General features: G+C 46.4%; 16 protein-coding genes. 10 read left to right on the forward strand and 6 right to left on the reverse strand.

Features of this window, described 5'->3' with window-relative positions; genetic code table 11:
* Positions 1–4 precede the first annotated feature (4 nt).
* Positions 5–814: a glycogen/starch synthase gene (locus tag SD450_RS05735; protein WP_318343678.1), complete on the reverse strand. Its 810-nt coding sequence runs from the start codon at positions 812–814 to the stop codon at positions 5–7.
* 102 nt (positions 815–916) lie between these two features.
* Here SD450_RS05735 and panC point away from each other — a divergent pair, with 102 nt between their 5' ends.
* From panC to SD450_RS05765, 6 genes are all read left to right on the forward strand, one after another.
* Positions 917–1,765, forward strand: a complete 849-nt coding sequence (gene panC / locus SD450_RS05740) for a pantoate--beta-alanine ligase (protein WP_318343679.1) — start codon at positions 917–919, stop codon at positions 1,763–1,765.
* 12 nt (positions 1,766–1,777) lie between these two features.
* Positions 1,778–2,128, forward strand: a complete 351-nt coding sequence (gene panD / locus SD450_RS05745; protein ID WP_072876081.1) for an aspartate 1-decarboxylase — start codon at positions 1,778–1,780, stop codon at positions 2,126–2,128.
* Between the two features lie 2 nt (positions 2,129–2,130).
* Positions 2,131–3,096 (forward strand): lysylphosphatidylglycerol synthase transmembrane domain-containing protein, encoded by a 966-nt coding sequence (locus tag SD450_RS05750; protein ID WP_318343680.1) that lies wholly within the window; start codon positions 2,131–2,133, stop codon positions 3,094–3,096.
* A 24-nt stretch (positions 3,097–3,120) separates the two neighbouring features.
* Positions 3,121–4,266, forward strand: coding sequence for an alpha/beta hydrolase (locus tag SD450_RS05755; protein WP_318343681.1), 1,146 nt, complete (start codon positions 3,121–3,123; stop codon positions 4,264–4,266).
* A gap of 123 nt (positions 4,267–4,389) precedes the next feature.
* The gene (radA, locus tag SD450_RS05760) at positions 4,390–5,748 is read left to right on the forward strand and encodes a DNA repair protein RadA (RefSeq protein ID WP_318343682.1); all 1,359 of its coding nucleotides are present in this window, start codon (positions 4,390–4,392) and stop codon (positions 5,746–5,748) included.
* A gap of 58 nt (positions 5,749–5,806) precedes the next feature.
* On the forward strand, positions 5,807–7,960 hold the full coding sequence (locus SD450_RS05765) for an outer membrane protein assembly factor BamB family protein (protein WP_318343683.1): 2,154 nt from the start codon (positions 5,807–5,809) through the stop codon (positions 7,958–7,960).
* Here SD450_RS05765 and SD450_RS05770 read toward each other — a convergent pair whose 3' ends face one another.
* Together SD450_RS05770 and SD450_RS05775 are read right to left on the reverse strand one after the other, a co-directional pair.
* Positions 7,961–9,001: an aldo/keto reductase gene (locus tag SD450_RS05770; RefSeq protein WP_318343858.1), complete on the reverse strand. Its 1,041-nt coding sequence runs from the start codon at positions 8,999–9,001 to the stop codon at positions 7,961–7,963. It lies immediately after the preceding gene.
* A gap of 60 nt (positions 9,002–9,061) precedes the next feature.
* Positions 9,062–9,826, reverse strand: a complete 765-nt coding sequence (locus SD450_RS05775; protein ID WP_318343684.1) for an exodeoxyribonuclease III — start codon at positions 9,824–9,826, stop codon at positions 9,062–9,064.
* Between the two features lie 124 nt (positions 9,827–9,950).
* Between SD450_RS05775 and SD450_RS05780 the strand changes: the two genes are divergently transcribed.
* The 4 genes from SD450_RS05780 (at position 9,951) to SD450_RS05795 (ending at position 12,453) form a co-directional block, all read left to right on the forward strand.
* Entirely contained in the window at positions 9,951–10,499 is a 549-nt protein-coding gene (locus SD450_RS05780) for a cysteine hydrolase family protein (protein WP_318343685.1), read from the forward strand.
* 46 nt (positions 10,500–10,545) lie between these two features.
* Positions 10,546–11,070 carry a DUF1697 domain-containing protein gene (locus SD450_RS05785; RefSeq protein WP_318343686.1) on the forward strand — a complete coding sequence of 175 codons (525 nt, stop codon included), beginning with the start codon at positions 10,546–10,548 and terminating at the stop codon, positions 11,068–11,070.
* Positions 11,071–11,155: 85 nt separating this feature from the next.
* The gene (locus SD450_RS05790; protein ID WP_318343687.1) at positions 11,156–11,674 is read left to right on the forward strand and encodes a DUF6978 family protein; all 519 of its coding nucleotides are present in this window, start codon (positions 11,156–11,158) and stop codon (positions 11,672–11,674) included.
* Positions 11,671–12,453, forward strand: coding sequence for a DUF1828 domain-containing protein (locus tag SD450_RS05795; protein ID WP_318343688.1), 783 nt, complete (start codon positions 11,671–11,673; stop codon positions 12,451–12,453). Before SD450_RS05790 ends, SD450_RS05795 begins: the two co-directional genes overlap by 4 nt.
* Before the next feature lie 29 nt (positions 12,454–12,482).
* Here the strand turns inward: SD450_RS05795 and SD450_RS05800 are convergent, their stop codons facing one another.
* The 3 genes from SD450_RS05800 to SD450_RS05810 form a co-directional block, all read right to left on the reverse strand.
* On the reverse strand, positions 12,483–12,695 hold the full coding sequence (locus SD450_RS05800) for a hypothetical protein (RefSeq protein WP_318343689.1): 213 nt from the start codon (positions 12,693–12,695) through the stop codon (positions 12,483–12,485).
* A 119-nt stretch (positions 12,696–12,814) separates the two neighbouring features.
* Positions 12,815–14,356, reverse strand: coding sequence for a glycine--tRNA ligase (locus SD450_RS05805; protein WP_318343690.1), 1,542 nt, complete (start codon positions 14,354–14,356; stop codon positions 12,815–12,817).
* Between the two features lie 36 nt (positions 14,357–14,392).
* Positions 14,393–15,289, reverse strand: a complete 897-nt coding sequence (locus tag SD450_RS05810; RefSeq protein WP_072876105.1) for a hypothetical protein — start codon at positions 15,287–15,289, stop codon at positions 14,393–14,395.
* Between the last annotated feature and the right edge of the window lie 192 nt (positions 15,290–15,481).

Here is a 15,481-nt window from a genome sequence, read left to right on the forward strand (position 1 = left end):
CAATTTATTTTAAAACCTCGGTTTTATAGAAATTTGTGTATGCCTCTTCTGCTTCCTGAAGCGAAACATAGGGCAGTACGGGTTTGGAAAGATTGGCTATATGGTCCTTCAGATCCTCCGACATCTCCTCCGAGGCTAAAATAACGGCATCGGAATAATCTACGGCAACCTTTAACAAATTATTATAGTCGGGCTTGGACAGGGAAGAAATATCGTTCTTGTCTATGCCGTCAAAGGAAATCTTATTGATCATCTCATTGTCCAACTCACCTTCATATCCCTTTCCATAGACCGATGTGACGATCTTACTGTCGGCGAACAAAGGTTCATCGGCATAATATTTTCTAAGGTACAACGGCAGCAGGGAGGCCATCCAGCCATGCACATGGATGATGTCTGGTGACCAGTTCAATTTTTTTACGGTTTCCACGACACCCTTGGCTAAAAAGATGGCCCGTTCGTCATTGTCAGGGAACAGCTTCCCTTCCGAATCCTTGAACGTCGCCTTGCGCTTGAAATATTCCTCGTTGTCTATGAAATACACCTGGATACGTTCCCTTGGAATGGATGCCACCTTGATGATCAAGGGCATATCCATGTCGTTTATGACCAGGTTCATCCCCGATAAGCGTATGACTTCATGCAATTGATGCCTTCTTTCATTGATATTTCCATATCTTGGCATGAAGATGCGTATTTGCCCCCCATTGCTGTTCACCATTCTCGGTGCTTCGTACGACATTAAGGAAACTGGATTCTCTGGGAGGTATGGAACTAATTCAGAAGATACAAACAATATCTTTTTACCATTCATAAACACTTTCTTTTGTTTATCTGAAAAACGTAGCTGCAAAAGTACAAAAATTATGCTGATTACCAGTATTTATAGTATTTTTGCACGCTCTTGAATGTCGCTATGCACATATTCGACCGCAAAAAGGAACTTGTTTCCTTCTTACAGGACGAGAGAAGAAAAAACATCTCCATCGGCCTCGTGCCCACTATGGGAGCACTTCACACAGGGCATGTTTCCTTGGTAAAAAAGGCGCTTTCCGAGAATGGTTTGGTAGTGGTCAGCATTTTTGTGAACCCCACCCAATTTGACAAAAAGGACGATTTGGAAAAATATCCCAGAAGTTTGGAAAGGGATGTGGAGCTTTTGCAAAGGGAATCCGATCAAATTGTCATCTTCGCCCCATCCATTGATGAGATCTATGGCAGCTCCGTCAAATCACAATCCTATAATTTTGATGGATTGGACAAGGTAATGGAAGGTGAGTTCCGGGCTGGACATTTCAACGGTGTCGGCACCATTGTGGAGCTTTTGTTGAGAACAGTTTCCCCCGATAAGGCCTATTTTGGCGAAAAGGATTTCCAGCAGCTACAGATCATCCGTAAAATGGTCAAGATCAAAAAACTGCCCTATGTCATCATTGGTTGTCCTATAGAAAGGGAACCCAACGGACTGGCCATGAGTTCCCGTAATGAACGCCTCTCCCAAACGACCAAGGAAGAAGCGGGGTTCATCCATAAAACGCTACTGGCCGCCAGATTAAAATTTGGCACGGAAAGTGCAAGTAGCATACGGCATTGGGTAAAAGCCGAATTTGAGGAAAATCCCGTGTTCAGCTTGGAGTATTTTGAGATAGCCGATGAGGACACGCTGACCCCCATGCTGAAAAAACAGGATGGCCAAAAATATAGGGCATTCATTGCCGTTTATGCCGATGGCGTACGCTTAATTGATAATCTAAGATTGAATTGATAATTTTGCACCATGCAAGTAGAAGTTGTAAAATCAAAAATCCATAGGGTGAAAGTCACCGGGGCCGACCTAAACTACATAGGCAGCATCACCATTGACGAGGACCTTATGGACGCAGCCAACATCATCAGGGGCGAAAAAGTGCAAATCGTCAACAACAACAATGGTGAACGGCTGGAGACCTACGCCATCCCCGGACCTAGGGGGTCTGGCGAACTCACCCTGAACGGTGCCGCAGCCCGGAAAGTGGCCGTGGGCGACGTACTCATCCTCATCACCTACGCCTGGATGGACATTGAGGAAGCCAAGGCGTTCAACCCGGCGTTGGTCTTCCCGAACGAGGCCACCAATCTACTCAACTAATTTTGGGCAGCTCCCTGAAAAAATTTCTCAAAATAGGTGTCCCTATCGCCTTTGGGCTCTTTTTGGTGTGGTATTCCTACAATTCCACCACACCCGAAGAACGCAAACAGATCATCCATTACATTTCCAACGCCAGCCCATTTTGGGTCACCCTCTCGGTGGTCATGGCCATCCTGAGCCATATCTCGAGGGCCATCCGATGGAAATACCTTTTGGAACCCTTGGGTTACAGACCAAAGACGCTGAACAGCATCCTGATTGTCCTTATCTCCTATTTTGCCAATTTGGGGATACCTCGTTCCGGCGAAATCCTAAGGGCCACAGCACTGACCACCTATGAAAAAGTGCCTTTTGAAAGAGGATTTGGCACCATCGTCACTGAAAGGGTCATCGATTTGTTGATGCTCTTGCTCATCGTCATGGTGACCTTGGTGTTGCAGACGGATATCATCCTGGCATTTTTGGACGAAAAAGGGGTGAACATCATGGGTGCCATCGGTATTTTGTTGGTGGGGATAGTCGGTCTTTTTTTGGCCACCTACATCATCCGAAAATCCAAATCTCCCTTTGCCAACAAACTGAAAACCTTCCTGAACGGACTTTTGGACGGAGTGCTCAGCCTTTTCAAAATGAAGAAAAAGTGGCCGTTCATTTTCCATACCCTCTTCATATGGGTCGCCTATGTGGGCATGTTCTGGGTGATAAAACATACCGTGGCCGAGACCACGTCCCTTTCCCTGAGTGAACTTATGGTCGCCTTCGTCGCCGGTGCCTTTGCCATGTCCACCACCAACGGCGGAATCGGGCTCTATCCCATTGCCGTGAGCGCAGCCTTGGGCATCTTTGGCATCAGCTCCGTTTCCGGGGATGCCTTTGGGTGGATCATGTGGATCGCGCAGACCCTCATGGTGGTCGTTTTCGGTACAATATCCTTCATCGTATTGCCGTTATTGAATAGAAATCGGTAACCCCAGCCGCGCAAAACTTAACCCATGAACAAAAAACTACAATTCCTATTGTTGGGCTTGGTGTGCTTCAATCTTGGCGCCCAGGTCAAACAAGAGATCTTTGAATCCTTCAAACTACAGGAAAGAAGGAACGTCTCCTATTATTTTCCAGAGGACTATTCCGAAGAAAAAAAATATCCATTGCTGGTCGTTCTGGATGCCGAGTACCTTTTTGACCTTGTGGTGGCCAATGCCAAGTTCCAAAGCCGTTTGGACCGTATGCCCCAGGTCATTGTGGTGGGTGTGGGCCAGGCCGAGAACGATATCCGGTTGGAAGACTGCGCCCATGAGGAAATCTCGGGACTGCCCTCCGACAAGGGTAAGATGTTCTATGAGTTTTTGGGCACGGAGCTCATCCCCTATTTGGAAACCAGCTATAACATTGCCCCTTTCAAAATGTTCGTGGGGTATGACATCACCGCCAATTTTGGAAATTATTACCTGTTCAAGGACCGTTCGCTCTTCAATTCCTATGTGAGCATATCGCCCACCTTGGCCACTGAAATGGAAAACCGGGTCCCTGAACGCCTTTCGGCACTGGAGCAAGTGATTTTTTATAACCTGATTGTCGAGAAAGAACCTTCGGACGATAGGCAACGTATCCTTCAGATGAACCACAGCATCAACTCCATCACCAAGGAAAACCTGCACTATTTCTTTGATGAATATGAAAATGCCGACCATTCGTCCATCGCGGCCTACGGAATCGGCAAGGCATTTGACAATGTCTTCAAAATATTCAGGCCCATCAGCCCTGCCGAGTACAAATCGGAGATATTGACCTCCGAAGAACCTGTTTTCAACTATCTGGAAAACCGCTACGGCACCATAGAAAAACTGTTCGGCTTCCAAAAACATGTGGAGCTCAACGACATCATGGCCATCTATGCCGCCTGCCGAAAGAAGGAGGATTACGAATCGCTGAAACCTTTGTCGGACCTCTGTAAAAAGGAATTTCCCGATACCATGATGGGCTTCTATTTTGAGGGAGAATATTACGAAGAGATCGGGGAACCTAAAAAAGCGTTCAAAACGTTTGAAAAAGCATTCCAGATGCAGGAGATCGACTTTTTGACCAAGGATATGGCCTTGGAAAAAATCGATGCGCTGAAAGCAGATTTTGGGTATTGAGCCATAGAATCTGGGAGAATGGGATTGCTGGAAAAATTGGTCCATAAATCGAGAAATCCAAAAATCCGATAGTCCGATCCTCCATCTAAATCCATATCTTTAGGCCTTCACCCAAAGAAAGGAATGGCCAAGACGAAAACTGCTTTTTTTTGCCAAAACTGCGGCACCCAATATGCCAAATGGGTAGGCCAATGTTCCTCCTGCAAGGAATGGAACACCGTTGTGGAAGAAGTGGTCCAAAAGGAAGAAAAAAGGAGTTGGAAAACGGACACGACCTCGGTCAAACAGGCCAGCAAACCCCTTCGCGTTTCTGAGATCACCCATGAGAAAGAGCTTCGACTGGACACCTTGGACCAAGAGTTCAACCGCGTTCTGGGCGGCGGATTGGTTCCCGGTTCCCTGACTTTGCTGGGAGGGGAGCCTGGGATTGGAAAAAGTACCCTGTTGCTTCAGATTGCCCTAAAACTGCCCTATAAAACATTATATGTTTCGGGCGAGGAAAGTCAACGGCAGATCAAGATGCGGGCTGACCGGATCCTGCCCAATAGTGACAATTGCTATATCCTCACCGAGACCAAGACCCAGAACATCTTTCAGCAGATAGCTGCCTTGGAGCCCGATCTGGTGGTCATCGATTCCATCCAGACCCTGCACACCGATTATATCGAATCGGCTGCTGGAAGCATTTCACAGATCCGTGAATGTGCCGCGGAACTCATCAAATTTGCCAAGGAAAGCCATACTCCCGTGATTTTGGTGGGCCATATCACCAAAGATGGCACCATAGCCGGACCAAAGATATTGGAACATATGGTGGATACGGTACTTCAATTTGAAGGTGACCGCAACTACGTTTACAGAATCCTTCGTTCGCTAAAAAACCGCTTTGGTTCCACTGCCGAATTGGGTATTTACGAAATGCAGGGCAGTGGGTTGCGGGAAGTGAACAATCCATCCGAAGTATTGATCTCCAAAAATGAGGATGACCTCAGCGGTACTGCCATTGCCGCTACGGTGGAAGGCATGCGCCCGTTATTGATAGAAATCCAAGCCTTGGTAAGCACTGCGGTTTATGGCACACCGCAGCGTTCCGCAACCGGGTTCAATGCCAAACGATTGAACATGCTCTTGGCCGTTCTTGAAAAACGGGCAGGATTTAAATTGGCCGCCAAAGATGTCTTTTTGAACATCACCGGGGGCATTTCGGTGGATGACCCTGCCATCGACCTTGCCGTTATGGCCGCTATTTTGTCCAGCAATGCGGACATATCGATTGAAAAAGGCATCTGTTTTGCTGCGGAAGTAGGTCTTGCCGGGGAAATCCGTCCCGTACAGCGGGTGGACCAACGCATTTTGGAAGCTGAAAAACTGGGTTTCTCCACCATTTTTGTTTCCAAAAACAACAAAATCGGTCTGAAGAACACGGGCATCCAAATCCGCAAGGTTTCCAAAATCGAGGATGTGGTGCACTTCCTTTTTTAGTCCATTTTTTATCTCCTTCCTTTTTTAAAACCTATATTTAGGAAACCTTCCATTGCACATGAAACGACTTTTACTTTTCCTGTGGGTTGCCGTATTGGCCTCCTGTTCCAATGAAAAAACCACTTCTTCCGACAAAGACTATTTTACTACTTGGGAGCATTATTTAGGTGATCCCGAGCGCACCCACTACTCCAATCTCGACCAAATCGATACCGCCAACGTTGGCCAATTAAAATTGGCCTGGAGCTATAAAAGTGGTGGGCTTCAAGAAGGAAGGACCACCCAAATCCAGACCAGCCCGTTGATGATCGGCAATGTGCTTTATGGGGTAAATGCCGCCATTGAACTCTTTGCCATCGATGCCGCTACGGGCAAGGAAATCTGGAAATTCAAACCCGTTACCAAAGACGATTCGGGATTGGGCATGAACCGAGGGTTGAATTATTGGAAATCGAACGGCGATGGCCCCAGCCGAATCTTTTTCACTTCAGGACCCCGACTCTATGCCATCGACATTGAAACTGGGAAACCGGTTCCTTCCTTTGGAAATAATGGCAGTATCGACCTGCGGGAAGGTTTGGGCCGGGATCCCAAAAAACAATCCGTGGTTTCCAATACCCCTGGAGCTATTTTTGAAAATATATTGATCCAGGGCACCCGGGTTGGGGAAGGGCCTGGTGCTTCCCCTGGGCATATTCGGGCCTACGATGTGCTCACGGGAAAAATTGTCTGGACCTTCCACACCATTCCACAACCCGGCGAATTCGGGCACGATACTTGGCCTGCCGAAGCCTACAAAACGGTCGGGGGTGCCAATAATTGGCCCGGGATGGCCTTGGACAACGAAAGGGGCATCGTTTATATTCCTACGGGTTCGGCCGCCTTTGATTGGTACGGAGGAGATCGGGAAGGGGCAAATTTGTTTGCCAATTCCCTTTTGGCTCTCAATGCCAAAACCGGGGAGCGTATCTGGCATTTTCAAATGGTGCACCACGACATTTGGGACCGCGACCCACCAGCCCCGCCCAACTTATTGGAAGTGAAAAGAGACGGAAAAACCATTCCTGCCGTGGCACAAGTGACCAAAAGTGGACACGTTTTTGTGTTCAATCGGGAAACTGGAGAGCCATTGTTTCCCATTGAGGAAAAAGCCTATCCAAGTTCCAAACTCATTGGTGAAAAAGCCTATCCCACACAACCGCTTCCCTTGAAACCCGAACCCTTCGCACGTCAAATTTTAACCGAAAATGAGTTGTATGCCCCCAACGAAAAAGCTTTTGTGGATGATTTAGTGAAAGGCAATACAAGTGATGATGCGCCAACCGTTTTGGAAAAATTCAAATCCATCACTTCCAATGGGCAATTTGTTCCGATGGACACTACTGGGGTTCTCTTGTATCCGGGAGCAGACGGAGGTGCCGAATGGGGCGGTGCCGCCATCGACCCACGAAACGGAACCATGTATGTGAACGGCAATGAAATGGCCTGGATCATCAGAATGAAGGAAGTGGGTGGAGATGGTGGTTCGAGCATGGGACAGTCCTTGGCCCAGATCCACTGTGCGCGCTGCCATGGCGGAGCGCTGGAGGGACTTGCCGGAATTCCTGAACTTCAAAAGGTGAAATTGCGCTTGCAGCCCGATTCCATCAAGGCCATCATTCAAAAAGGAAGGGGTGCCATGCCCGGAATGCCCAATCTTTCCGAAGCTGAAATTGATGCTATTACCGAATTTTTGACCGATATGGAAGAAGCAAAGGACCATCGGGTAGAAAAAATCAAAATCGATGTGCCCTATTCCGTGGCCAGTTTTGCCCGTTTCAAGGATGATAGAGGCTATCCCGTGGTCAAACCACCATGGGGCACCTTGAATGCCATCGACCTGAACACAGGGGAATATCTTTGGAAAGTCCCATTGGGCCATGAGGAAAGTCTGGAAGACCCCCATGTGCCTGTTTCCGGCCTCGAAAATTACGGCGGACCCGTAATCACCAAAGGTGGGGTGCTGTTCATTGCGGCCACCAAGGATGAAAAAATACGGGCCTTCCACATGAAAACCGGTAAAATGCTATGGGAGGACCAATTGCCCGCAGGAGGATACGCCACACCCATCACCTATGAAGTGGATGGCAAGCAATACATCGTCATTGCCTGTGGCGGCGGCAAAATGGGAACGGCCTCCGGTGATGAATACCGTGCCTATGCCTTGGATTAATTAAGGAGCTGGATTCGGAATAGCATTATGGATGGCCTCGATCCCTTCCAACACCTCATCCGAAAGGTCCACATCGATACTCTCGATGTTTTCCCGAAGCTGCTCCATGCTGGTGGCCCCGATAATGTTGCTCGTTAGAAAAGGTCGTGTGTTCACAAAGGCCAACGACATCTGCGCCAGGCTCAACCCATGTTCTTGGGCCAATTGGGCATATTTCTCCGTGGCTTGGGTAGCAGTTTCCCCACTGTACCTGTTGTAATTGGGAAACAGGGTGACCCTGGCCTTTCTTGGTGGTATCTCGGTCAAATATTTTCCGCTGAGCACCCCAAAAGCCATAGGCGAATAGGCCAACAATCCTATTTTTTCACGGGTCGATATTTCGGAAAGCCCCACCTCGAACAAACGGTTCAAAAGGTTATAGGGATTTTGGATGGTCAACATGCGTGGGAGGGTCCTGTGCACTTTGCTCTCCTCCAAAAATCGCATGGTCCCCCAAGGCGTTTCGTTGGAAAGGCCCACGTGCCTGATCTTTCCTTCGGCAATCAGGTCGCGAAGGGTTTCCAGGACTTGGTGGATATTGTCCTCCCAACCATCAATGATATGGGCATTGAATCCCCTTTGCCCAAAATAATTGGTGTTCCGTTCGGGCCAGTGCAGTTGGTACAGGTCGATGTAATCCGTCTGGAGCCGTTGCAAACTGCCTTCCACCGCACTTATGATGGATTCCTTGCTGAACCCGGTATTCCTGATGTGCGTAGCGGCATGTCCTTTTCCCGCAATTTTGGACCCCAATACCACCTTGTCCCTGTTCCCGGTCTTTTTGAGCCAGTTCCCGATAAATTCCTCGGTCACCGCATAGAGTTCCTTCTTTGCGGGGATGGGGTAGAGTTCCGCGGTGTCAAAAAAATTCACGCCTTGGTCCAGGGCATAATCCATCTGTTCGTAGGCCTCTTCCTCGGTGTTCTGCCTGCCCCAGGTCATGGTGCCAAGGCATATTTTGCTTATTCGGATATCGGTATGTGGGATTCTGGTATATTTCATCATATCAAGTTTAGGACGGTCAAAGGTAACTAAACCAAAACATTGACCTTTACGTCAAGGTTATCTTTCCACTTCCAACAAAATGGGACAATGGTCGCTGTGCATGGCCTCGGACAGGATCACTGAACGTTTCAACCTATTTTCCAAGGGCTCTGCCACCATACCGTAGTCCAACCGCCAACCCTTATTATTGGCCCTTGCATTGGCCCTATAGCTCCACCACGTATAATTGTCGGGCTCTTTGTTGAAGTGTCGGAAACTGTCAATAAACCCACTGTTGATAAAGCTCCCGATCCATTCCCGCTCCACGGGCAGAAAGCCAGAAACATTTTTGTTGCGAACGGGATCGTGGATGTCGATGGCCTCGTGACAGATGTTGTAGTCCCCGCACACGATCAGGTTGGGGCGCTCCTTCCGAAGTTCATCGGCATATTTTTGAAAATCGGCCATGTACATCAGTTTATGGTCCAACCGGGCCAGGTTGGTCCCCGAGGGCAAATACATGCTCATGATGGACAGATCTCCATAATCGACACGCAGGTTGCGTCCTTCAAAATCCATATAATCGATTCCGGTACCATATTCCACATGGTCCGGCCGTTCCTTACAAAGTAAGGCCACCCCGCTATATCCCTTCTTTTGGGCACTGAACCAATAATGGTGTGGGTATCCCGCTTCTTCAAAAACAGCAGTGTCCACTTGGTCCACCATGGCCTTGGTTTCTTGTAGGCAGACCACATCCGGGTCCACCGCCTGCAGCCATTCCACAAAACCTTTACTGAGTGCGGCCCTGATGCCATTCACATTGTAGGAGACGATCTTCATCTTTTAAATTTTTCCTAAAAATAGCTATTGTAGGCTTCTTCTTAAAATTGAATTTAACAATGGTCCTATTTCAAAATCAGATTGCAGTTCCTTTTGTCGTAATTTTAAGTCCAAAGACTACCCAATGACGGCACTTGTTCTCATCGATATCCAACTTGGGCTACAGGAAATGGCCTTTTATGGCACAGAGCGCAATAATCCCGTGGCCGAGGAGAATTGCCGGAAAATCTTGTTGGCCTTTCGAGAAAAACAATGGCCCATATTTCATGTGAAGCACGATTCCACCAACCCGGATTCCCCTTTGCATCCTTCCAAAAAGGGGAATGCGATACACCCATTGGTGCAGCCCATCAACGGTGAGCCCATTTTTGCCAAAAACGTGAACAGTGCCTTTATAGGCACCGACCTTGAGGCCCAACTCAGGGCCATGGGCATTTCCGAACTCGTTATCGCTGGGCTTACCGTGGAACATTGTATCTCCACTTCCGTGCGGATGGCGGCCAATATGGGTTTTGCTGTTGTTCTGGTATCGGATGCCACCGCGGCCTTTGACAAAGTGGGCGTGAACGGTCAAGTTTATGGGGCCGACCTCATCTACCACACCGAACTGGCCAACCTGAAGGATGAATTTGCCCAGATCATGGATACGGACACGTTCTTGAAGAGTCTGTAAAATTGATTACCTTCTCCTTTTTATCCATTTTAGAAAAACACATCAAATGAAAACTTGGATTGCACTGTTAAGAGGCATCAATGTTGGCGGGAAACACAGTGTCCCCATGAAGGAACTGAAACAGTTGATGGAGTCCAACGGATTTTCCAATGTCAGGACCTACATCCAAAGTGGCAATGTGGTTTTTGAAAGCCCGCAAAGGCCTCTGGACAAAATTGGGCAACTGATAGAGGAGCAGTTTGGGTTCATGCCCTACATTTTTGTTTTGGATAGGGACGAACTCATGGGTGCCGTGGCCAATTGTCCCTATCAAAGCGACCAAGGGAAGACCATCCATTATTTTTTTCTGGACAAGGAACCTGAGGTTTTTGATGAGGCGCTTTTGGATTCCCTAAAAGCCGATAGCGAGCGGTACATCCTAATCGAAAAGGTATTTTACCTCTACGCGCCAGAGGGCATAGGCCGTTCCAAATTGGTGGAAAAAATCGGCAAGGCTTTACCAGGCGTGACCATGACGGCCAGAAACCTGAACACGATCAACAAGTTGGTGGAGATGGTGGGGGAAGGTTGAATCTAAAATTCTTTTGGTCAATATTTTAACTGGTTATGTACCCATTAATTTTATGTATTTAGATTATATTATCATTTATATTTGATTGAAAGCAATTCATAATATGTTGACCAATCAAGAAGCAAAATATCTGTTAGACCTTGAAAAGGTTCTTAATGATCCTACACAGATAATTGATTTAGGAAATAAAAAAAATCGACTTGAATTGATTTCTCATGAAGATCCAGATTATCAATTTTGGTTAGAGATAACGACAAATCAAAAAATAATTCTTAAAACATCTATACACCATCTGGAAAGTAATTCTTTTATAGGTCTTTTACGTATTGACTTTAGAGGAGGGCATCATAATCCTGTTGAGATTAAAGACACTCTTCCCGAAAATCTTGGACAATATGCTGATAAGTGGTTCACTCCTACAGAGCCTCATATGCACATATATGTTGAAGGTTATAAACCTTTAGCATGGGCAATACCACTAGCAGAAACCGATTTTGAAACACAGGATATAACCGACCAATCTGACCTAACCGATTTAATATTTAACTTTGCTTTGAGAATTAACCTAAAATCTCAAATCAAAATACAACAAGCATTACTTTGAACTACTGGATAAACAAGCATGTTTCCGAATACTATGATTGGCTAAGAGAAAAAACTTTTGTCCAAAAAGGGGAAAGTACGGATTGGTTTCTGATAAACACACCTTTTATTGGTGCGTTTAATGATACCATTGAGATTTATGCTAGAAAAGAAAATAATCATTTGATTTTGAGTGATAATGGTGAAACCATGAATAATTTGGAACTTCAAGGTTTACATATACAAGGTTCTAAAAAAAGAAGAGATATTTTAGACTCCATTTTGCTTAACTATGGGGTTCGAAGTAAGGATAATGAACTAATGATAGAAAGCGATTTTGACAATTTTTCTCAGTCAAAACATAATTTTCTTTCTGCAATTATTGAAATAAATGACCTTTATGTTTTGTCAAAACATAATATAGCTTCAATCTTTAAAGAAGACGTAAGGTCATATTTGGATTCTTTGGATATTATTTACACACCTGATTTTATTTCCAAAGGAACCACTGGACTTGAATTTAATTTTGACTTCCAAATCGCTAAGAAAACCAGTGAAATTGTTATAAAATCTTTTAATACAATCAACAAGTCCAATCTTCCCACCTTTCTATTTTCATGGGAAGACATCAAACCTGTTAGAGAAAAATCAACAAAAAAAGAGGTCAAGGCAATTGCAATTATAAACGACCTTGAAAAAGAGATAAAAGGTGAATATTTAGAAGCATTAAAAGCAAAAAACGCTGATTATATTTTGTGGTCTGAAAGAGATTCTGAAGAAAAAAAGTCACTAGTTGCTTAAAAGCTTATTTCCATGAGGGGTAGTTCCGTTCACCTCAAAACCCGCCTCAACCCATACAACACAGTAATCACCTCCTGTAATTCCCGTTGCCCAAAAAGATCTTGCTCCACATAAAAGAGCATTTCCACAGCCAAATCAAGGTAATGTGCCAGTTCTCCGAATGTGCCGTAGGTATCGGTGATCCATTCGTTCAATTGGGTGATTTGGGTTTCGTTCAACATAAGGGCAAGATACCCTTCCATTTTGAAAAACGTTACTACTAATTTGTGGCTTTTTGGGGCTTCATTGTAAATTTCCGTCACCCAGAAATGCCTTTGGCATGACGGGAAATGGAATTTCGATAACCAACCCCTGATTTGAACTAGATTTTCTGCAACCAGTAGCGCATGTCCACCTCTTTGGAGATGATGACCTTCACTTCGGACAATTTCACCCGACTTTGCTCCATGGTGTCCCGATGGCGGATGGTGACGGTGTCATCTTCCAAGGTTTGATGGTCCACGGTGACACAGAAGGGCGTTCCTGCGGCATCTTGACGACGGTAACGACGGCCCACGGCATCCTTTTCATCGTAATCCACATTGAAGTCCCATTTCAGTTCGTCCACCAGTTTTTGGGCGACTTCAGGAAGTCTGTCCCGTTTCAGCAACGGTAGAACGGCCACTTTGTTGGGCGCCAACACAGCAGGAATTTTTAATACGGTACGAGTGGTGCCGTTGTCGAGTTCCTCTTCTTGCAACGAATTGGAGAACACGGCCAGGAACATACGGTCCAGACCAATGGATGTTTCCAACACGTAGGGCACGTAGCTTTCGTTCAGTTCTGGGTCGAAGTATTGTAGTTTTTTACCGGAATATTTTTCATGGTTGCCCAAATCGAAATCGGTGCGGGAGTGGATTCCCTCCAACTCCTTGAACCCGAAGGGGAATTTGAATTCGATATCGGCAGCGGCATCCGCGTAGTGGGCCAATTTTTCATGGTCATGGAAACGATAGTTATCGGCTCCCATTCCCAAGGAAAGGTGCCATTTCATCCGTTTTTCCTTCCAAGCCTCGTACCACTCCATTTGGGTACCCGGTTTGATGAAGAACTGCATCTCCATCTGCTCAAACTCCCGCATCCGGAAGATGAACTGACGGGCCACGATCTCGTTACGGAAGGCTTTCCCTGTTTGGGCAATCCCAAAGGGAATCTTCATACGTCCACTTTTCTGAACGTTCAAAAAGTTGACAAAGATACCTTGTGCGGTCTCTGGCCTAAGATAGAGGTCCATAGCGCTATCGGCGGAGGCACCCAGTTTGGTCCCGAACATTAGGTTGAACTGTTTTACATCCGTCCAGTTCTTGGAACCGGAAACGGGACAAACGATTTCCAGCTCTTCAATCAAGGCCTTCACATCAGCAAGATCTTCTTTTTCCAAGGACCTTGCCATGCGTTTCAGGATGGTATCGGCCTGGGCCTGATATTCGATGACACGCTGGTTGGTGGACAAAAATTGTTCTTTATCAAAACTGTCACCAAAGCGTTTTTCGGCCTTGGCCACTTCTTTTTCAATTTTGGCTTCGATCTTGGCGACATGGTCCTCGATCAAAACGTCGGCGCGGTATCTTTTTTTGGAATCCTTGTTATCGATCAAGGGGTCGTTGAAGGCATCCACGTGACCAGAGGCCTTCCAAGTGGTGGGATGCATGAAAATGGCGGCATCGATGCCCACGATGTTCTCGTTGAGCTGCACCATGGCCTTCCACCAATATTCGCGAATGTTTTTCTTTAGCTCGGCCCCGTTCTGCCCGTAGTCATACACTGCGCTGAGTCCGTCATAAATCTCACTGGATTGGAACACGTACCCGTATTCCTTCGCGTGGGAGATTACCTTCTTAAAAATGTCTTCCTGATTTGCCATTGGGCAAAAATAGAATTTTACCCAAAAAGAAATACGCTATTTCAACTGAAATTCAGTGGAGGCGAGCAATCTTTCATCCTCAAACACATTCAAGGTATAGATTCCCTCCACCAATGATGCTTCGGGGACGGTTATGGCGTCGCAGATACTGATTTCTTTTCCGGTGTACACGATCTCCACTTTCTTGCTATAAGTGTTCCCACTCACAGAAATGGTGTTGGCATTGTCCTCGATGACGGCCATATTGGGGTCTAAAAATTGAAGGTACAGCACCTTGATGTCGCCTTTTTCGTTGGCATCGCTCAAAATGGTGACACAGCCCCGCAATTTTTCAATGGTGGAAGCCTTGTTGGTCTTGATGGGTCTGCCTGCCCTCAATCGGAAACCGCTTCCTTCGGCGTCCTGTAGTTTCAAATAGCTTTTGATCTTCAGCTCGCGGGTGAGTTCCCTATTGGTTTCCCGTAGCAGGGACTCTGTCCGCTCCATATTGCTGGCCCTGCCCCTCAAATCCTCGAGTTGTTTGCGGGTCTCTTCATACCTGCTGGCCAAAAGGCTGTTGTTGTACCGGAGAAAGTTGTTCTTGAGCTTTAGGCTATCGAACCGGATTTCCAACTTGCGCAGTTCCTTTCGGGTTTCCTTTAATTTGGTGATGCTGAAGTTCAATCGGCCCACGGAGTCCAACAATTGCTGCACCCGGAACCTAGAGGTTTGCAACTCTATATCGTTCACTTCGTTGAGCCCTGATAAACGGTCCACTTCGGCCTTCATCAGGGTCAGGTCCTTCACCAAAAGGGATTTTTCCTGTTCCAAAAAGGACATTTGGTTCTTGGACTGTGCATAGCTGTAGTAGAAGGCTATCAAAATACCCACAATGACCGCAACAAGCGCAGCAAAGATAATCTTGTAGTTGAAATTGTTATCTTGGGGGTTCATGGGTTGACAGACTACTCTAACGCGTATAAGATTTGACAGCAAAAAGGTTGGCTAAGATAATAAACGAGATTAACAACATCCTATTGCCGAGGGCATGTTTTGGATGTAATGCCCAATTATTTAGGGGAGAACACATTTTGTGTGCAGTTTGTCGACATGATGTGCCACTCACCGATCATAACTTTCTGGAAG

The organism is Flagellimonas baculiformis, from assembly GCF_033441575.1.
Lineage (GTDB): Bacteria > Bacteroidota > Bacteroidia > Flavobacteriales > Flavobacteriaceae > Flagellimonas > Flagellimonas baculiformis.